Annotated in this window: 18 protein-coding genes; 14 read left to right on the top strand and 4 right to left on the bottom strand. The window is 62.9% G+C overall.

Going from position 1 to position 19,244, the window contains the following annotated elements; genetic code table 11:
- Window positions 1-49: 49 nt before the first annotated feature.
- Window positions 50-1,627 carry a GMC family oxidoreductase N-terminal domain-containing protein gene (locus IPM16_20360; GenBank protein MBK9125457.1) on the bottom strand — a complete coding sequence of 526 codons (1,578 nt, stop codon included), beginning with the start codon at window positions 1,625-1,627 and terminating at the stop codon, window positions 50-52.
- Between the two features lie 147 nt (window positions 1,628-1,774).
- Here IPM16_20360 and IPM16_20355 point away from each other — a divergent pair, with 147 nt between their 5' ends.
- Window positions 1,775-2,656: a VOC family protein gene (locus IPM16_20355; GenBank protein MBK9125456.1), complete on the top strand. Its 882-nt coding sequence runs from the start codon at window positions 1,775-1,777 to the stop codon at window positions 2,654-2,656.
- A gap of 375 nt (window positions 2,657-3,031) precedes the next feature.
- Here IPM16_20355 and IPM16_20350 read toward each other — a convergent pair whose 3' ends face one another.
- Window positions 3,032-3,487 carry a hypothetical protein gene (locus tag IPM16_20350; protein MBK9125455.1) on the bottom strand — a complete coding sequence of 152 codons (456 nt, stop codon included), beginning with the start codon at window positions 3,485-3,487 and terminating at the stop codon, window positions 3,032-3,034.
- A gap of 211 nt (window positions 3,488-3,698) precedes the next feature.
- Here IPM16_20350 and IPM16_20345 point away from each other — a divergent pair, with 211 nt between their 5' ends.
- Together IPM16_20345 and IPM16_20340 are read left to right on the top strand one after the other, a co-directional pair.
- Window positions 3,699-4,202 (top strand): hypothetical protein, encoded by a 504-nt coding sequence (locus tag IPM16_20345; protein MBK9125454.1) that lies wholly within the window; start codon window positions 3,699-3,701, stop codon window positions 4,200-4,202.
- Window positions 4,203-4,522: 320 nt separating this feature from the next.
- Window positions 4,523-5,362, top strand: coding sequence for a carbon-nitrogen hydrolase family protein (locus tag IPM16_20340; protein ID MBK9125453.1), 840 nt, complete (start codon window positions 4,523-4,525; stop codon window positions 5,360-5,362).
- A 187-nt stretch (window positions 5,363-5,549) separates the two neighbouring features.
- Here the strand turns inward: IPM16_20340 and IPM16_20335 are convergent, their stop codons facing one another.
- Window positions 5,550-6,089, bottom strand: a complete 540-nt coding sequence (locus IPM16_20335) for a hypothetical protein (protein ID MBK9125452.1) — start codon at window positions 6,087-6,089, stop codon at window positions 5,550-5,552.
- A gap of 147 nt (window positions 6,090-6,236) precedes the next feature.
- Here IPM16_20335 and IPM16_20330 point away from each other — a divergent pair, with 147 nt between their 5' ends.
- Together IPM16_20330 and IPM16_20325 are read left to right on the top strand one after the other, a co-directional pair.
- On the top strand, window positions 6,237-8,678 hold the full coding sequence (locus IPM16_20330; protein ID MBK9125451.1) for an XRE family transcriptional regulator: 2,442 nt from the start codon (window positions 6,237-6,239) through the stop codon (window positions 8,676-8,678).
- 47 nt (window positions 8,679-8,725) lie between these two features.
- Complete coding sequence (locus IPM16_20325) at window positions 8,726-10,168, top strand: aminotransferase class V-fold PLP-dependent enzyme (protein MBK9125450.1); 1,443 nt, start codon at window positions 8,726-8,728, stop codon at window positions 10,166-10,168.
- A 153-nt stretch (window positions 10,169-10,321) separates the two neighbouring features.
- Here the strand turns inward: IPM16_20325 and IPM16_20320 are convergent, their stop codons facing one another.
- Window positions 10,322-11,350, bottom strand: coding sequence for an LLM class F420-dependent oxidoreductase (locus IPM16_20320; protein ID MBK9125449.1), 1,029 nt, complete (start codon window positions 11,348-11,350; stop codon window positions 10,322-10,324).
- Window positions 11,351-11,468: 118 nt separating this feature from the next.
- Between IPM16_20320 and IPM16_20315 the strand changes: the two genes are divergently transcribed.
- From IPM16_20315 to IPM16_20275, 9 genes are all read left to right on the top strand, one after another.
- Complete coding sequence (locus IPM16_20315; GenBank protein ID MBK9125448.1) at window positions 11,469-12,296, top strand: UbiA family prenyltransferase; 828 nt, start codon at window positions 11,469-11,471, stop codon at window positions 12,294-12,296.
- Between the two features lie 109 nt (window positions 12,297-12,405).
- Window positions 12,406-14,793: a 3-hydroxyacyl-CoA dehydrogenase/enoyl-CoA hydratase family protein gene (locus IPM16_20310; GenBank protein ID MBK9125447.1), complete on the top strand. Its 2,388-nt coding sequence runs from the start codon at window positions 12,406-12,408 to the stop codon at window positions 14,791-14,793.
- 17 nt (window positions 14,794-14,810) lie between these two features.
- Window positions 14,811-15,062 carry a hypothetical protein gene (locus IPM16_20305; GenBank protein MBK9125446.1) on the top strand — a complete coding sequence of 84 codons (252 nt, stop codon included), beginning with the start codon at window positions 14,811-14,813 and terminating at the stop codon, window positions 15,060-15,062.
- Window positions 15,059-15,484 (top strand): HNH endonuclease, encoded by a 426-nt coding sequence (locus tag IPM16_20300; GenBank protein MBK9125445.1) that lies wholly within the window; start codon window positions 15,059-15,061, stop codon window positions 15,482-15,484. Before IPM16_20305 ends, IPM16_20300 begins: the two co-directional genes overlap by 4 nt.
- Before the next feature lie 29 nt (window positions 15,485-15,513).
- The gene (locus IPM16_20295) at window positions 15,514-16,701 is read left to right on the top strand and encodes an acetyl-CoA C-acyltransferase (GenBank protein MBK9125444.1); all 1,188 of its coding nucleotides are present in this window, start codon (window positions 15,514-15,516) and stop codon (window positions 16,699-16,701) included.
- A gap of 164 nt (window positions 16,702-16,865) precedes the next feature.
- Window positions 16,866-17,177 carry a nucleotidyltransferase domain-containing protein gene (locus IPM16_20290; protein ID MBK9125443.1) on the top strand — a complete coding sequence of 104 codons (312 nt, stop codon included), beginning with the start codon at window positions 16,866-16,868 and terminating at the stop codon, window positions 17,175-17,177.
- A 26-nt stretch (window positions 17,178-17,203) separates the two neighbouring features.
- Complete coding sequence (locus IPM16_20285; GenBank protein ID MBK9125442.1) at window positions 17,204-17,518, top strand: DUF86 domain-containing protein; 315 nt, start codon at window positions 17,204-17,206, stop codon at window positions 17,516-17,518.
- Between the two features lie 45 nt (window positions 17,519-17,563).
- Entirely contained in the window at window positions 17,564-18,037 is a 474-nt protein-coding gene (locus IPM16_20280; protein ID MBK9125441.1) for a hypothetical protein, read from the top strand.
- Between the two features lie 286 nt (window positions 18,038-18,323).
- Complete coding sequence (locus tag IPM16_20275) at window positions 18,324-19,196, top strand: IS110 family transposase (GenBank protein MBK9125440.1); 873 nt, start codon at window positions 18,324-18,326, stop codon at window positions 19,194-19,196.
- Window positions 19,197-19,244: the final 48 nt, after the last annotated feature.

The following is a 19,244-nucleotide window of genomic DNA, read 5'->3' as shown; positions in this document are numbered from 1 at the left end:
GGGCGATCCGGCGGGTCGTCCCTACATGCGTCTCTGTAGTTTAGTCGCTTCAGCCCTCACCCAACACCATGTCCGCGGCTTTCTCGGCGATCATGAGCGTCGGGGCGACGGTGTGCCCGCCGATGATCGTCGGCATTACCGAGGCATCGACCACCCGCAGGCCGTCCACGCCGCGCACTCGCAGCACCGAATCGACCACCGCGTTCGGGTCGTCCGTCGACCCCATCGCGCACGTCCCCACCGGATGATACAGGCTCTGGAATTCCTCGAGCATGTAGCCGTCAAGCGCATCGTTGCTCACCACGTCCGGCCCCGGCAGAACCTCGCGCTCGCGATACGGCGTGAACGCATCGGCATGCGCCACACGCCGTGCGAACCGCACACCCTCGCGCAGCAGCGCCAAATCGGCCGGATCGCTGAAGTAGCGCGGTTGAATACGCGGCGTGGCCAACGGGTCGGCGCTAGCAAGCCGAATTTGTCCGCGGCTCTTTGGGCGCAGCAGGATCGCGCCGATGGTGTAGCCGTGGCCTTTCGGGCTGCGGAATCCGTGATATACGAAGAAGGTCGGCGCGAAGATCAGTTCGATGTCGGGCAGCGGCGCGTCCGGATCAACACGGATGAACGAGATCGCCTCGGCGACGTTGGAGGTCAGCGGCCCACGCTTATTGAGCAGATACGGCACGAGCTGCAGCGGGTTCTCGCCGCGGATCAGCGAGATCGGTTGATGGATCGCGCACGCGACGCCGCTCACCGCGTGGTCCTGCAGGTTCTGGCCGACGCCGGGCACGTCCACGATGACCGCGATGCCATGCTCGCGCAGATGATCGGCCGGTCCGATTCCCGACAGCATCAAGAGCTGCGGCGAGTTGATCGCCCCACCGCACAACAGCACCTCGCGGCCGGCGTGATAGGCGACGCGCTGCCCGCGCCGCACCGCTTCGACCCCGCACGCGCGGCCGTTCTCAAGGGTCACGCGCGTGACCTCGGTATGGGTGACAACGGTCAGGTTCGGGCGCTGCATCGCCGGGCGCAGGTAGGCATCGACCGCACTCCAGCGCCGTCCGTTGACCTGCTTGACCTGTGTCAGACCTGCGCCGTCTTGGGTCGCGCCGTTGTAGTCCGGGTTGACCGGTACGCCTAGCTCGGCATTGGCGGCGAGGAATGCGTGGGTCAGCGGGCTAGGCTCGACCTGTGGGCTGATCGTCACCGGCCCGTCGCTGCCACGCAGATCCGAACGCTGTGCTCGGTCGCCTTCCAGCTTGCGGTAGTACGGCAGCACGTCTGCGAAGCCCCACCCATCCGCGCCGGCAGACTGCCAGCGATCGTAGTCGGCCGGGTTGCCGCGCACGTACATCATCGCGTTCATCGAATCCGAGCCGCCGAGCATCTTGCCACGCGGCCAATACTGCTGCTGCTGCGGAAGCGCGCCCTCGGCCTCGTAGTTCCAGTCGCGCGCACCGCGGAATAGGCGCGAGAACGCCGCCGGCACCTGCACAAACGGGCTGCGATCGCCGCCGCCAGCCTCGATCAGCAGGACGCGAATCGACGGATCGGCGCTCAACCGGTTCGCCAGCACGCACCCGGCCGGCCCTGCTCCAACGATGATGAAGTCGTACGCTAACGTCATGCTCGCGCGCCTCGTGGTACGGACAGTCCCCCTCAGTGTACCGGACGTGACCGGATCGTGACCATTGTGACGAAAGCCCTGCAGGGCCGCCCGCGTCTAGGAGGCACACGCTGCCGCGCGCAGCACACATTCCCTGAGGGACAATCCATGACCACTTCACAGACAGAACTGGCCGCCGGAGTCCGGATTTCGCCGGACCTACGGCTCGGGCCGGTGCACTATCGCACACCGGATGCACCAAAGCTTGCCGCGTTCTACACCGACGTACTGGGCTTCGCCGTACACGATCGTTCTGGCAGCAACATCCGGCTCGGCGCAGGCGGCGAGGATCTGATCCGGCTCACGCAGGTCGCGGACGCCAAACGCTACCGCCGCACGACAGGCCTGTATCACACGGCGTTCCTGCTGCCGACACGCTGGGCGCTGGCGCATCTGCTGCGCCGGATCGCTGAGACGCGCACGCCGGTGCAAGGACTGGTCGACCATCACACCCATCTGGCGATCTATCTTCCGGACAGCGACGGCAACGGCATCGAGCTGGCGTGGGACTATCCGAAGGAGCAGTGGCCGTCGTTCGAGGACGTGATTCAGCTCGGCAATGCGCCGATCGACGTCGACGACTTGATGGCCGAGCTCGCCCGCGATCCGTCGCCGTGGAACGGCCTGCCGGGTGACACCGTCGTCGGGCATGTGCATGTGCACGTCGCGGACCTGGGCCCGGCGTCGGCCTTCTACCGCGATGCGGTCGGATTCGACCGGGTGTTCAGCGACGCGCGCGTCGGCGCAGCGTTCTTCCGGGCTGGCGATTACCACCATCACCTCGGTGCGAACGTATGGGCCGGGTCGGGAATTCCGCCCGCGCCGGACGACGCCATCGGCCTGATCGACTATACGGTCATACTGCCCACAGCCGACGAGGTCGAACGCGTTGCGCAGCGCGTCGCGCATGCCGGATTCGCCGTCGAGCGCGGCGAGTCGGTCACGCTGATCGATCCGTTCAAAATCCGCGCCGTGCTGACAACGGGATAGTTCCCGGCTACGCGGCCAGCGTGGGACAGGCGTAGGTCGCACGCGTGCGACCCGTCATGGCCCGTCTCCGTATCTAGAGATACAGTGTCCTGATCGGAAGGGAGGCGCGTATGGCACAGGTGATGCGGTATTCGGCGGTGATGTTGACGCTCGGGCTGGCTGTGGCGTTCGCGCTCGGTCTGTGCGTCATGATCGGTCGCGCAATGCTGCTCGCGCCCGGTCTATGAGGTCACAGACGAACAGGCTGAACGCCAAGAAGACCGCACCGCGGTTCTCGTCTTCGGAACAGCAGAACCGGACTGGGCGGGCAAGTCCCGCCAATAGTGTGTAGTCATATAGGGTGGAGCAATTCCCGCCGCCCGGTTTCTTCCCCGCTTACGCCGCATGAACCGTCGTATGCGGCAGGGCTTTGAGCTGCAGCTCAACCAGCACCTTGCCCTTGGCGAACTCGGCCGCGTGCTCCGGCGACAACGCCGGGTAAAGCTGCGCGACGGCAAGCAAGACCTGCTCTTCATAAGGGACGGCGGTGCCGACAGCGTGAATATCCTCGCCGCGCAGATGCACAGTGAGGTCGGCGCCGCCTTCGAGATTCCGCCACCACACGCGTTCGGCATGCGTGATGATCACAATATGGCCGAGATCCTGCTTGTACTCGACCGGGAACGTGTAGAGCTCACCGGACTTGCGCCCGCGAATCGTGAGCAGCACAAGCCGGTTGCTAAGCAGTCCGTGAAGCGGCGAGCGAAGGATCGCCACTACGATCGGATTGATTCGGCGCATGAACCGCGCCGCGATTCCGGGTTGTTTGCTATGCGCCTGTTGGATGGACATGGGAGGTGGTTCCTTTGCACAATACGTTTGCCTATACGATACATCTGGGCACGCCGCGCCGATAGTGACGGGCGCAACCACTGCGCCATGATAGACGTCAGAATCGTGCGAGATCGCCGTCAATAGCGCTCGAATAGATGTGCAGCACGACGAAATCACATACAATGGAAACAGCAGCATACAAGACGTCCTAGATACTTCGAGGTGTGTTATGTCCGACGATATGAAACGCCACACCGGGCGGCTCTTGACGACGGCCGTATCGCTCCAGCAGTACCAGAAGCGCATTGACGCGATGGTCAATCACGCGATGGGTGTCGTGAGCATCCTGAACGAAGTGCTCGAGCAGCACCTACCCGATCAAGACACGTACGGAGTCGACGACAACATCGAAGTTGACAGCACGGAACGCCGGTACGGGTGGCGCATCTATGCCGCGCGCCCCGGTGTGGGTGAATTCAGCGGCTTCACCGGCACGCCGCCAGAAGTGACCGAGCGCCAAACCCTGCTGACGGTCGAACTGATATTCAATGAGAACGACCGGCCCATCGGCTACTTGGTCGATACCCGCCGCAAGCGCACCGTCTACAAGACTGGCCTGCTCGGCATGAAACAGAAGCAGGAGGTCGTTGAGGGCGAGGCACGCCGCGTGCCGCTGGACGACGACGCGCTGATCGGCGCCGTCAACCTGCTCATTCCCACCATGCCGCGGTAAGGAGAATAGTGATCGGTGTTGAGTGATGAGAGGTGGATAGCCCCGCTCTCGCTCGCCTGCCCGTGAGTCTGATGGTTTCAGTCGTCCATCTTTAAGTCATCGCCTGAGATGTTGGGGCGCTGCCCCAAGCCCCGGCAGGAGTTTGCACTCCTGCACCTCGTTTTGCACGGAACTGCGGCGTTCACGCCGCAGTTCCGCAGAAACGGGAGTCCGGAGGGCGAAAGCCCTTTGGTAGAGACGTGTCTCAACGATAGAGCGCCCTCGTCACACATTCCATCGGCCCCTATAATCCTCGGGTCTATCACCCGCGGAGGAACTTCATGGCTCGCGATTTGACCATCGCCGTCGTTCAGATGCAGCCCAAGCTCGGTCAGCTCGAGGACAATCTCGTCAAGATGGCGGAGTGGGTGACGACAGTCGCCGCCCGCCAGCGCGTCGACCTGATCGTCTTCCCTGAGTTGGTCACGTCGGGCGCCGAGTTGGGCGTCCGTTTTACCGAAATGGCGCAGCGCGTCCCCGGCATGGTGATCAACGCGCTGTCGCAGCGCGCGATGGACTTCGGGACCTATATAGCATTCGGCATGGCGACCAAAGAGAAGGTCGAAAGCGTGTTGTACAACTCGGCCGTGCTCATCGGCCCGAGCGGAGAATTGGTCGAGGTCTATCACAAGCTGCACCTGCGCGGCGAAGAGCGCATGATCTTCCGCGAGGGCTTCAAGCTCACCACGGCCGACACCGAATTGGGAACGTTCGGCATGATGCTCGGGTCCGATCTGGCGTTTCCTGAGATCGCGCGCTGCGCGGCGCTGGAAGGCGCGGAGGTGCTGCTGGCACTGGGCAACTGGGAGGCCGGCGAGATGGATGCGTGGAAGACGTATCTCCGCTCGCGGGCGCTGGAAAACGCCGTGTTTGTCGTCGGCGCCAACCGCGTCGGCACCGACGTCACGCAGACGTTCGGCGGCGAAAGCATGATCGTCGGCCCGCGCGGGCAGATCGTTGCGACGCTGGCCGATAACACCGACGCCGAGACCGGCGCGCCGAAGGACGGCGTGATCGTCGCCAAAATCGACCTCGAGGACGTACGGCGCACGCGCGAGGACTCGCAAGTCATGCAGATGCGTCAGCCGGTCGTATACCGCAACATCGTCCGCAAGTACTAAGTGCTGAGATGGAAGTGATGAGTGATGAGAGACTGCCAGTCTCGCCGCTCGCCGACCACTTCGAGATGTGAGACTGAGTCCACCGACCTTCAAACACTGACCTAGACTCAGTCCGTCTAGGCGCGAAGCATCCGGCAGCGAACTTGTGTCACTGCCGGTTCTTCGTTCTGGCTTGCCGATGATCGATCTAGCGCGGCGCGATCAGCATCGTGCCCGCTTCGCCGGTCGAGCGCCCGTCGGCGTACGACACGGCGCTGTTCACGTACACGTCCGCCATGTACAGGTCGGCATAAGCGCCCGACACCGACAGGATCTTGCCGACCGCCGCGATTTCCGCCTGATCCGCGCCTTCGGGACGATGGAAGCTGCCCGCATAGTAGCCGTGGAACGAGCCGAGTTCGGTCTCGATCTTGAACATCACGGTAACCTGATGATACGCGGGCGACGGGTTGGCTGTCATCTCGCTCACCGTCCCGGTCATCGTCCCGTCGAACGACCCGCTGACCGGGCCGGCGGTGTCGATTCGGAACGTCATCCGCCCGTCGGTCACGATCTCAATGGTCGGTGGGCCGGCGGGGCCGGACGAAAACTCGAGTACAACGGGTTCGCTCGTGAGATTCAGCGGGTCGACCATAGGGGGTGCATCCTGAGCTGCAACGAGGCCGAACACGCCCAGCATGGCGGCCAATCCAACAAACAATGATAGTACCCGACTGCGCTTAAACATGGTGTCCTCCCGGAAATGAATGTCTTGCATCCCAAGTGAACCATGCACGGCCACCGGACTCGAAGCGAGAATCCGTACAGGAATCCGTACAACAGCTAGACTCGTGTTACGCTTGCAGTCGTGAGCCTGACATCGGCAGAGCATCGCATGGAAAACAATCGAACGTTCGGCCAATGGCTCAAAAGCCAGCGCCGCATCGCCGACCTGACACAGCAAGCGCTCGCCGATCGCGTCAACTGCTCGGTCGAGACGATCTACAAGATCGAGGCCGACCACCGCCGCCCGTCCGAACAGATCGCGCGGCTGATCGCGGCGGTTTTCGGCGTCACCGGACCCGAACTACACGCGTTCGTACGCTTTGCGCGCTCGGGGCAGCCTCTGTCCAATCGCAGCTTCGAGGCGTCCGCGCCGTGGCGCAGCGAGTTCATCCCGCCGCATAACCTGCCGCGCCAGCTCACGTCGTTTGTCGGCCGCGAAAAGGAAATGAGCGACGTCGTCACGCTGCTGCGGCGCGAGGACGTCCAGATGGTCACCCTGCTTGGCCCGCCGGGCATTGGCAAAACGCGCCTGTCGATCGAAGTCGGCCAGCGCGCGCTGCTCGACTTCCCGGATGGCGTGTTCATGGTCGAACTGGCGCAGATCACGCAGCCCGATCGTGTCGTTCCGCAGATCGCTCGTACGCTCGATATCGCGCTGACCGGGCACAAGAAAGCGCAGGACAGCCTGCACCGATACCTCTACAGCCGCCGCACGCTGTTGATCCTCGACAACTTCGAGCAGATCGAGGACGGCGCGCTGATCATCCACGCGCTGTTGGTCGCCTGTCCGCTGGTCCACGTCATCGTCACGAGCCGCTCCCCGCTGCGGATACGCGGCGAGCATCGGTACCCGCTGCGCCCGCTGGACCTCCCGGCGCGTGCCAACGACCTCGCGCCGGCACACCTCGGCGGCTATTCGGCAATCGCGCTGTTCGTCGAACGCGCTCAGGCCGCACAGCCCGAATTCACCCTGAATGCGCAAAACGGTACGGAAATCGCGGCACTGTGCGCCCGCCTCGACGGACTGCCGCTTGCCATCGAAATTGTTGCGGTGCAAGCGATGGCACTCGCACCCCGCGACATCCTCGAACGCTGGTCACCGGTTGCGGTGCTGCACAGCCCCGGCATGGTCGACAGCGACCCGCGTCACCAATCCCTGAACAACGCGATCCGCTGGAGCTACGAACGACTCGACGGCGTCGATCAGGCGCTCCTCCGCCAGATGGGCTTCTTCGTCGACGGGTGGACGTTGGATGCCGCGCAGGGTATCGCGGAGTACCCGCGCGACATCGCCTTCGCGACCGCCAACTTGGTCGCCATGAACCTCGTGGCGCGCGCAGGCGCGAATACGGAGTCTGCGCGCTATCGCCTGCTTGAGATCGTTCGCCAGTTCGCGCAGTTGGAGATGAGCGCGCACGGCGAAAGTGAACGCACGCGCAACCGGCACGCGGACTATTACCTCGACTATGCGCAGCATCACGAGCATGCCGTTTGGCGCGATGGGCAAGTCGACGGACTCGCCCGCTTCGAGGCCGAACACGGCAACCTGCATGCGGCGCTGGACCGATTCATCCAGTCGCAGTCATGGTCACAGGCATTGACGCTCGCCGGCGCGCTCATTCACTACTGGGTATATCGCAACCACCTCGTGACCGGCCTCGCCTACGTCGGCGAAGTCCTGCGCGCACCAGCCGGCGACCCAGACCTGTTGGCCGGACGCGCACGCATGTTGAATGGCGCGGCGATCCTCTCGTACTTCGCCGGCGACTACCCGTCGATCGGAGCCTACGCGGGCGATGCGCTGCGCACGGCCGAGCTGGCCAACAGCCCGCGCGAGATCGCATTTGCCTGCACGTCACTCGGGATGATGTCCGGCGGGATGGGTCGCTTCGCCGAGGCGAATACGTACTTCGAACAAGGCATGGCGGCGGCGCAGTCCGTCGATATCCCGTGGGAAGAGTCCAGCTTGCTCAACGGATTGGGCGAGGTCGCACGCAGTCAGGGGCCAGTACGACACGGCCATGCGCTATTTCGAACGGGCCTTGTCTATCAGCAGCGGGATCGGCAACCTGTGGCTGGACGCGCACGTGCTCGACAATATGGGACACGCGTGCCTTGCCACTGGCGATCTCGACTCGGCTCTCGACTACGTACGACGAAGCCTGAACGCCAGCGCCGCATTGGACGACGAGCGCGGAGTCGCCATGTGCATCGAGAAACTGGCAGGGATCGCGCTGCACCGCGGCGATCGACTGCGCGCGGTCTACCTGCTTGGGGCGGCCGACGGCCTGCGCGCCGCCAAGAACGCGCCAGTCGAGGGCATGGACGCGCAGGATCACGCCGCGCTGCTGGCAGAGCTGAAGGCAGTTGTCCCGCCCGACGCCTTTGCACGCTCATGGGACGACGGACGAGGCACGCCGCTCAGCGGCATTCTGGACGCCGCGAACGCGTTCTAGCCCCACGACTCGACCGCCAAAGCCGCGACGTGCGCCGGTCTTCCGCGTGCGGTAGAATCTACTCAAATTGGCACATGGAGCGAGATCGCTCCTGATAACATACGTTTCTTGATGCCAGCGCAATATGGCGGCAGGTTTACTGATGTTTACCGTAACTGATGCATACGCGGAAGCGCGCCACGAGTTTGAAGACCGATGTCCTGAGTACGACGCACCAGCGCTCGAGGCCTTGCGCCGCACCGAGTACGGGCGATTGGACGCACAGCAGCAGGTCTACCTCGACTACACCGGCGGCGGCCTGTATGCCGACTCGCAGTTGTCGGCCCACATGGACATGCTGCGCAGGGGCATATTCGGCAACCCGCATTCGGCTAACCCAACCTCGGCCGCAAGCACGCAGCTCGACGAACACGCGCGCCAGTACGTACTGGACTACTTCAACGCGTCACCGGACGAATACCTCGTCATCTTCACGCTGAATGCCAGCGGCGCGCTGAAGCTGGTCGGCGAGTCGTACCCGTTCGAGCCTGGCGGTCACTACCTGCTGACGTTCGACAATCACAACTCGGTCAACGGCATTCGCGAGTTCGCCCGCGCGCAGGGCGCTGCCGTAACCTATGCGCCCGTTATCCCACCCGAGCTGCGCATCGATACGGACAAACTGCGCGAGCACCTGCAATCGAACCATGACGGGAAGTCGCGCCTGTTCGCCTACCCTGCACAGTCGAACTTCTCCGGCGTTCAACATGCGCTTGAATGGATCGCCGAAGCGCAGGCGAACGGTTGGGACGTTCTGCTCGATGCCGCTGCGTTCGCGCCGACCAACCGGCTCGACCTCAGCCAGCACCATCCTGATTTTGTCAGCCTGTCGTTCTACAAGATGTTCGGTTATCCGACCGGCGTCGGCTGCCTAATCATACGCAAGGCGGTGCTGCCCAAACTACGCCGGCCGTGGTTCGCGGGCGGCACGATCACGCTAGCCTCGGTGCAGGGCGACGGCTACTTTCTGGATGACGGCGTCGCTGCTTTCGAAGACGGCACGATCAACTACCTGAACCTGCCCGCTATCGAGATTGGGCTGCGCTACATCGAGCAAATCGGGATCGAACGCATACACAACCGCGTGATGTGCCTGACGGATTGGCTGATTCGCAACCTCGTCGCACTTCGCCACAGCAACGGGCGCCCTCTCGCGACCATCTACGGCCCGACCGACACCTGCATGCGCGGCGGAACGGTCACGTTCAACTTCTACGATGTCGACGGCAAGCTGATCGACTTTCGGTGGGTCGAAGACCGGGCAAACGGGCGTGGCATCTCGCTGCGGACCGGTTGTTTCTGCAATCCGGGCGCGGGTGAGATGGCCGCAGGCCTGACCAAAGAGGAACTGCTGCCGTACTTCCATGGCAGCGAACGGATGACTTTCGAACAGTTCATCACCGCGATGTCGAAGCACGGCGACAAGGCGGTCGGCGCGATCCGCGTGTCAGTCGGCATCGCCAGCAACTTTGCCGACGTCTATCAGTTCGTGGAATTCGCGCGCACGTTCCTCGATACATCGGCGGGGGATACCATCACACCGTAACGGCCATTTCAGCACTGAGCCTCTAGATCCCATCAAGGGGTGAAAACCCCTTGACCCCATTACTGTGAACACGGCATGCCAGCATGCCGTGTTCGCGGGTAAGGGAGTCCAGAGGGCGAAAGCCTTCTGGCAGGGTTCGGGGCAGCGCCCCGCTTAGAGCACCAGTTCGGCCATTGTGCGGACGGTTTCGACATCGAACGCCATGATGTTGAGCGTGCCGATCGGCGCCTCGCGCCACAACTGCAGGCGGTCTTTGATGCGGTCTACCGGGCCGACCAATGCCACATCGTCCACCAGTTCATCCGGCACCGCGTAGATTGCCTTCATCTTGTCGCCGGCAAGGTACAGGTCCTGGATCGTCGCTGCGGCTTCTTCGTAGCCGTAACGCACGGCGAGGTCGTTATAGAAGTTCTTGCCTTTGGCGCCCATGCCGCCGATATACAGCGCCAACTGCGGCTTGATCGCCGCCCGCGCCGAGTCGAGGTCGTCGCTGATGACCACCGGCACCGACGGACCGATGTCGAACGACGTCGGATTTTTACCGCCAGCGGCCTCAAACCCCTCGCGGATGTGCGGCGCGTACACGCTGGCGTAATGGCGCGGACTGAAGAAGATCGGAAGCCAACCGTCGGCGATCTCGGCAGTCAACGCAACGTTCTTGGGGCCGATCGACGCCAGATAAATCGGCATATCGGGCCGGCCGTGGATGATCGACTTGAGTGGCTTGCCGAGACCAGTCGCGTCGGGGCCGCTGTAGGGGATGTCGTAGTGCATGCCGTGATGTTCGAGCGGGCGTTCGCGCTTGAGGATCGCGCGCACAATCTCGACGTATTCGCGCGTTTTGGCAAGCGGCTTGCCATAGGCAACTCCGTGCCAGCCCTCGGCGACTTGCGGCCCACTCAGGCCAAGCCCGAGCAGGAATCGTCCGCCGCTGAGCTGATCGAGCGTGATGGCGGTCATCGCGGTCATCGCGGGTGAGCGGCCCGGCATTTGCATGATCGCCGTGCCCAGCCCGATGCGAGCCGTTTGCGCGCCGATCCATGCCAGCGGAGTGATTGCGTCCGAGCCGTAGGCTTCGCCCGTCCAAACCGCGAAGTAGCCCATCCGATCCGCTTCTTGCACGAGCGGCATCGGCAGCTCGATGGTCGCCCCGCTGTACCCGATCATCAATCCCAAGCGCATCGCCACCACTCCTGAACGCACGACTTGACACGCATTGTAACCCACCCCGCTATAATGGTCGCACTGTCCGTCCGGCGCCGTGCTTCGCACGGACGATCGTATACCCACCTTGAGGCCGATGTCCCGACTCTGGCTGTTCTTCAACCACGCCGACGCGTGGATCGTCACGCTTGTCGTCAGCGCGGTTTCGCTCGCGTTGAGAGGCCGACTCGACGGCAGCACGCTCGGCATACCGGTCATGCTGGCGGCGGGCGCATGGCTCGCGTTCGCCATCAACGACCGCTTTGACGCGCACGTCGACGCGAGCGACCCGCGCAAGGCGCACCGCAGCGTATTCGCCGGGCCGTACCGCAGACAGATGACTGCGATCCTGATTGTCGCCGGAGCGATGGTGGTCGGCGTGTTCGGCGCGTATGGCCCCCGTGCGTGGGTCATCGCCGCGATTGCGTTGGCCGCCGCGTGGGCCTACTCCGCGCCACCGCTGCGCCTCAAGGCGCGACCGGGCTGGGACTTGTTCGCGCACGCGGCGCTGGTCGAGACACTGCCATACCTCGCGGCAATCTGGCTGATCGATGCGCCGCTGACCCCGTTCGACGCGCTGGCGTGGAGCGCGCTGGTGCTGGCGTCGCTGTCCGCGCAACTTGAACAGCAGATCCGCGATGCCGCCTTCGACGCCCGCTTCGAACGCACATTCACGACTGTTTTCGGTGTCGCCGTCAGCACGCGCCTGCTGCGGATCGCCTCGGTGGCGCTCATCGCGATTGGCGTGATCAGCGTGGTAACCGGCATTACGCCGCCGCTGTTATGGCCCGCCCTGCTGTTGGCGCTGCCGATGATCGCGCACCGCCTCACGCGCCCCGCCGGCCAGCCGCGCAGTGAAAGACTCATCCGGGTGCTGCTCGTGGCCGGGCTGGCCTATGCGGGCGGAGTCGTGCTGCTCGTATAACCCGTCGCGCCAGCCATTCCAATGACGTGCTCAGGTAAGGGATGGTACAATTGAGCGATTCAGAATCAAATTGTCATTCGATTTTGTTGTACTGCCGAAAGGTTCTCCTATGACCGACCAAATCAAGAAGGCCGCGGTGATTGGTTCCGGTACGATGGGCGGTGGTATCGCCGCGCTGTTGGCCGGCGTCGGCGTCGACGTGCTGCTGCTCGACATCCCCGCTCGCGACACCAAACCCGGCGACCCCGCCGCCAAGCGCAACGCCATCGTCAACGGCAACCTCAAAACGCTCCAGTCGATGCGCCCCGCGCAGTTATTCAGCGCCGACGACCTCAAGCGGATCACCACCGGCAACACCGAGGACGACCTCGGCAATGTCGCGAACGCGGATTGGGTGGTCGAGGTCATCGTCGAACGGCTCGACATCAAGCAAGCCCTCATGGCACGCTTGGCCGAGGTCGTCAAGCCGACCGCCATCATCAGCAGCAACACCTCCGGCCTGCCCATCGGGGACATCGCCGAAGGGCTGCCGGAGCCGTTCACAAAGCGCTTCCTCGGTACGCACTTCTTCAACCCGCCGCGCTACCTCAACCTGCTCGAGGTTATCCCGCATGCCGGCACCGATCCGGCCGTCGTCGACTTCATGATGAACTACGGCAAGAACGTGCTCGGCAAGGGTGTCGTGCTGTGCAAGGACACGCCGAACTTCATCGGCAACCGGTTCATGTCGATGAGCGGCATGCAGGCGATGAACTATGCACTCGACCACGATTACACGGTTGAAGAAGTCGACGCGCTGACCGGCCCGCTGATTGGGCGGCCCAAGACCGCAACGTTCAACCTGAACGACCTCGTCGGCTACGACATCGCCGTGCACGTCGCACGCAACCTGTATCCCGCCATCGCCGACGACCCGGCGCGCGAGGTATTGAACCACCCCGGCAGCGCAGCGCTCAGCGACGAGATGCTCAAGCGCAACTGGCTGGGCCGCAAGACCGGTCAGGGCTTCTACCACATGCGCCGTTCGGCCGACGGCGGCAAGGAGCTGTGGGCGCTCAACCTCAAGACGTTCGAATACGAGCCGCCCAAGCAGGTGACGTTCGAGAGTATCGAGAAGCACGGTCGCGTCAAGCCGCTGGGCGAGCGCATCAAGCGCCTGATCGCCGAGCCGGACCGCGGCGGGCAGTACCTGTTCCACCTGCACGGCTTCTACCTTGCCTATGCATCGCAAAAGGTGCCGGAGATCACCGAAACGATCGTCAACATCGACAACGCCCAGAAGTGGGGCTTCGCGCATGAGATGGGCCCGTTTGAGATTTGGGACGCGATCGGCGTAGCCGAATACGTCGAGAAGTTCGAGGCGGCGGGCTATCCGGTGGCGAAATGGGTCAAGGACATGCTCGCCAGCGGTAACTCGACGTTCTACCAGCGCGACGCGCATGGCGTCGTGGTCGGCTACTACAGCCCACAGGCGGGCGCGTATGTCACCACCGGCCACGACCCGATGGAGATTTCGCTCAGCGATCTGCGTGCGCGCGGCACCGCCGTATTGGAGCAGAACGACCACGGCATCCTCTACGACATCGGAGACGGCGTGCTGCTATTCCAGTTCCGTACCAAGCAGAACACCATTACCGGCGGTCTGCTCGACCTCGGGTTCAAGGCGCTGGCGATGCTCGAAGACCCAGCATGGCAGGCGCTCGTGATCGCCAACGAAGGCGAACGCTTCAGCATCGGCGCGAACCTCGCCGACGCGATGGGCGCCGGCATCGAAGGTGTCGAGGCGGTGACGAAAAAGCTGCAAGACTTTGGGATGGCGATGCGCGCCGCGCCCAAGCCGGTGGTCGTCGCGCCGTACAACATGACTCTCGGCGGAGGTCTGGAGATCACGATGAGCGGCCACGCGGTCGTCGCCCACGCCGAGCTGTACGCCGGATTGGTCGAGTTCGGCGTGGGCATCATCCCCGCCGGCGGCGGCTGTAAGGAACTGCTGCGGCGGGTGGTCAACCCGGTCGCCGATCGGGGCGCGAACGTGCTTGAACCGCTGCAGTCGATCTTCACGACGATTGCGACCGCGAAGGTCAGCGAGAGCGCCAACCAGGCGCGCGAACTCGGCTTCCTGCGTAAGGCTGACAAGATCGTGATGAACAAGGCGCACCTGATCGGCGAAGCGAAGCAGTACGCACTCGGAATGGCCAAGACGTTCCAGCCGAAAGGCGTCGATATGATCTACGCCGCCGGGCGTGACGCCTACGCCGCACTGAACCTCGGCATCGCCGGATTCATCGAAAGCGGCGTGGCGACCGAGTACGACGGGTTCATCGCGCGCAAGCTGGCCTATGTGCTGACCGGCGGCGCGCTCAGCCAGCCCGGGTGGGTGCATCCGCAGGTGATCCTCGACCTCGAGCGCAAGGCGATGATGGAGCTCATCATGGAGCAGAAGACGCAGGAGCGCGTGATGTACATGCTCGCCAACAACAAGCCGCTGCGGAACTGAGTTTGGGAGGTTGTCGAATGGCTGAACAGATCGTACAGGGCGTGTTTGCAGAGGTTGCAGAGTTTCTTGCCCGGCGACCGTCTGACGACGAAATCCTTGCGTATCATGCGCCCGAACACATTCAGCGGCGCGCATCGGAATTGCTGGAAGCGAATCGAAGCCGGCGGCTAACCGACGCGGAGAATGCCGAGTTGGACGAATATGAGCACATGGATCATTTCGTCGCCATGTTGAAAGCCAAGACTCGAATCCGTATGCAGGGCAAATGACGCGAATTCCAGTCGCCCTTCGCCGAGAGATCGTCGACCGCGCTGGAGGTTGCTGCGAGTATTGCCGCTTGCCTGTCTCTGAGTTGATGTTTGCACTTGAGATCGACCACATAATCCCTGAGAAACACGGCGGTCCAACTACAGCAGACAATCTGTCGTTGGCATGCTTGCGCTGCAATCGGCGAAAGGGTAGCGACATCGTATCCTTCGACTGGGAGACAGGCCAGAAAGTTGATCTCTACAACCCGCGGACAATGCGATGGGACGATCACTTCGTCTATCAGGAGGATGGACTCCTCGCCTCTCTGACAGCGATTGGCGCCATGACCATCAAGTTTCTGCTGCTCAACACGATCGAACGTGCAGACGAACGCCGTTCGCTTGCCAAGTACGATCTATTTCCGTGCTATCCGCCCAGATGAGTTCAGTTACCGAGGTGAAAGGACACCCCATGACCCGTGAAGCCGTAATCGTAGCCGGAACCCGCACCGCCGTCGGAAAGGCCGTGCGCGGTTCGACCAAGACCGCCCGCAGCGACGAGATGATGGCGACCGTCATCCAAGAGCTGATGCGCCAGACCGACGGCAAGCTCGACCCGCTGGAGATCGACGACGTGATCGTCGGCTGTGCGATGCCCGAAGGCGCACAGGGCCTGAACTTCGCCCGCGTGATCGCGCTGCGAGCCGGCCTGCCGGTCGAGACCGCCGCGCAGACGGTCAACCGCTTCTGCTCGTCCGGCCTGCAGACGATCGCGATGGCGGCGGAGCGGATTATCTCCAACGGCGCGGACATCATCATCGCGGGCGGCGCGGAGACGATGTCGCTGGTGCCGATGTCCGGCCACCACATCAGCCCGAACCCGTACATGGCCGAGCACGACCCGAACGTGTACATGAGCATGGGCCACACCGCCGAACGTGTCGCGTCCGAGCACAACGTCAGCCGCGAGGATATGGACGCCTTCGCGCTGGCGAGCCATCAGAAGGCGGCCGCCGCATACGACAGCGGCAAATTCGCTGGCGAGATCGTCCCCTTCTCGTGGGAGGAGACGGTCATCGGCGAAAACGGCCTGCCGACCACCTTCACCCAGACCATCACCGTGGACGAGCACCTGCGCCGCGAGACGACGCTGGAGGCTCTCGCCAAGCTCAAGCCGGTGTTCAAGCCGACCGGCAGCGTGACCGCCGGCAACTCCTCGCCGTTGAGCGATGGCGCGGCGGGGGTGATCGTGATGGAGGCCGAGACCGCGGCGCGGTTGGGCATGACGCCGATCGCGCGCTTCGTCGGCTTCAACGTGATGGGCGTACGGCCGGAAGTGATGGGCATCGGGCCGGTCGCGGCCGTGCCAAAGCTGCTCAAGCGCACCGGCATGTCGCTCGATCAGATCGACCTGATCGAACTCAACGAGGCATTCGCGTCGCAGGCGCTGGCCGTGATCCGCACGCTGGACATGGACGCCGATAAGGTCAACGTCAACGGCGGCGCAATCGCGCTCGGGCATCCGTTGGGCTGCACCGGCGCCAAGCTGACCGTGACGCTGATGAACGAGATGAAGCGCCGCAGCAGCAAGTACGGGATGGTCACGATGTGCATCGGCGGGGGCATGGGCGCCGCCGGCATCTTCGAGAACCTGAACTAGGCCACAATCCCCCACTCTGCCCGTCCACTACGTGTGGACGGGCAGGGTTTCAATCTCACACAGCGCAGTACGCGCCCCCTATTCCGCTCTCGGAGACCTCGTGATGCCCGGTTCCCGATAATTCCTGCGTATAATGGAGTGGCAAGCGATCAGAGGCTCCAGAGATGTCCAATCACACCCGCGACCCCATCACACTCCGCGACATCCGAGCGCGACGCGGCGACATCCTCGCGCTTACTGAAAAGTACGGCGTGACCCATGTCCGCGTGTTCGGGAGCATCGCACGGGGTGAAAGTGAAGAGGGCAGCGACGTCGATTTCATCGTGACGTTTCCGCCCGGCACCTCAATCTTCGATCAAGTCGGTCTATGGCTAGATCTGAAGGAACTGCTGGGGTGCGATATCGATTTGATTGCCGATCACCCCAGCGGCGGTGATGTCACACGCGAAGCGCGTCGTACAGCCATTCCGATATGAAGCCTCCTCGTATCCTCCTTGAAGACATGATCGAGGTTCTCGGGCGAATCGAGCGCTACACCGTCGAGGGCCGTGACCGGTTCCTGTCCGATGAAAAGACTCAGGACGCGGTCATTCGCAACTACGAAATCATTGGCGAGGTCGCCAAGCGATTGTCGTCAGCTGTGCGAGATTCGGCACCTGAAATCGACTGGAAACAGCTCATCGGCTTCAGGGATTTTCTCGCGCACAACTACGACGAGATCATTATTGATTTTGTGTGGGAGGCCGTTGCCGATTTGCCGGATCTTCGTGAGCGAATCGAGAAGTTGATTCAATCCCTGACGGATGACCATTCATGATGTCTCGCGGACTGCCTAACGTGAAAACGAGATAGGCACTGTCTTATGTCGCTGCATATCCTCGCACCGTCACAGCTACCGCGCTTGCGCCCCTCGTTCATTATCCCCGCCAACATCGTCTTGAGTGTCGTCGCGTTTGCCGCAGCGTACTATGTGTACTGGCTCAGCACGCTTCTAGCAAACACGCATTTCGTCCCCGAACTAGCCGTCGGAGTGAGACGCATCTGGGTTCGACTCCTTGTAGTTGAGGCGTGTTTGGTCCTGCTGGGATGTCTTGCACTCATTGCGTGGCGCAAGAACATCTTCACACTTTCTGTCTTGATTCCGGGCGCGTTCTGGATCGCCATCCTCGGAATGGCAATGATCTTCGGCTACAGGCAATTGACTTGGTGTCGCCCCAAGTCACCGCTCTTGGACAGTTCGATCGTATACTGTCAGTTTGGTCTGGACTATGCAGACGCACAGCTCAATCCCAATGGAATTACATATACACTGCTGAAGATATATCCCGACCCGTGATAGGTTGAGTTCGATTCCGCGTATAGAACCACAGTAGCGGCGTTCGGGGTGTGGGCGACCCGGCGGGTCGCCCCTTGTATCTTGAGATTGGGGTATGCTGGAAGCAGAGGATGCCCCGAGGCGCGTGGGAGCAGACCGGGTCGCCCCTGAGGCAGAAAGCCTGGAATGTAGATCGGTCACCCACGTGCAGCACGCCAACGTCGAACGGTATCTGAGGCCACGAGCCTGCATGCACAAGGGAGACGGCGCGCGTGCGTTCGGACGGGCCGAGTTGGTGAGGAAGCGCATGGCCAGTTACCTGGGGATCGACGTGTCGAAGGATCAATTGGATGCGGTGCTGCTGCGGGAAGATGGCCAACGCGAGAGCGGCCGTTTCGACAACACGCGCAAGGGGTTTAACCAGCTGCGCCACTTTCTGAAGAAGCGGGGCAAAGGTATTGTCCACGTTGGACTGGAAGCGACCGGACATTACGGCGACGAGGTGGCGTTGTTTCTGCACGAAGCTGGCTACCTCGTCAGCGTCATCAATCCGGCGCAGATCAAGAGCTATGCCGACAGCCAGCTGCGGCGCACCAAGACGGATGCCAGCGACGCCGCGGTCATCGCCGACTTCTGCCGCACCCAGCAGCCCACACCTGGCAACCGCCCGCGCCGGAAGTGCGAGCTACAAGCGCTGATGCGACACCGCGGTGCCTTATTGCAGATGCGTCAGCAGGAGAACAACCGGCTGGCCTCGGGTCTACACTCGGCCACGGTTCGCCACTCCATTCAAGAGCACGGGCGTTCATTACCCAACAACTCGACGACCTCGACCGCCGCATTCGCCAGCATCTGGACCAGTATCCCGATCTGCGTCGCCAACGCGACCTGCTCACCTGATCCCGGGCATTGGCGATGGACTGCGGCACAGTTGCTGGCCGAACTGCCGTCCTGGGCGGCCAGTGCCTCCCCACGCCAGATTGCCGCTTACGCCGGACTGGCGCCGCGTCAACATATCTCGGGCAGTTCGGTGCGTCGGCCTTCCCGGTTGTCCAAGCGCGGGTCGACCCGTCTACGCCGGGCTCTCTACATGCCGGCCATCTCCGCTAAGCGCTACTTGCCGCCCTGCATGCCTTCGCCCAGCGATTACTGGACGCAGGCAAGCCCACCATGGCCGTGATCGCCGCCGTCATGCGCAAATTACTGCTGTTGGCCCATGCCATCCTCA

It is taken from the genome of Candidatus Flexicrinis affinis (assembly GCA_016716525.1).
GTDB lineage: Bacteria > Chloroflexota > Anaerolineae > Aggregatilineales > Phototrophicaceae > Flexicrinis > Flexicrinis affinis.
The sequence above is the reverse complement of the archived record's forward strand: the minus strand, read 5'-3'. Positions and strand labels throughout refer to the sequence as shown.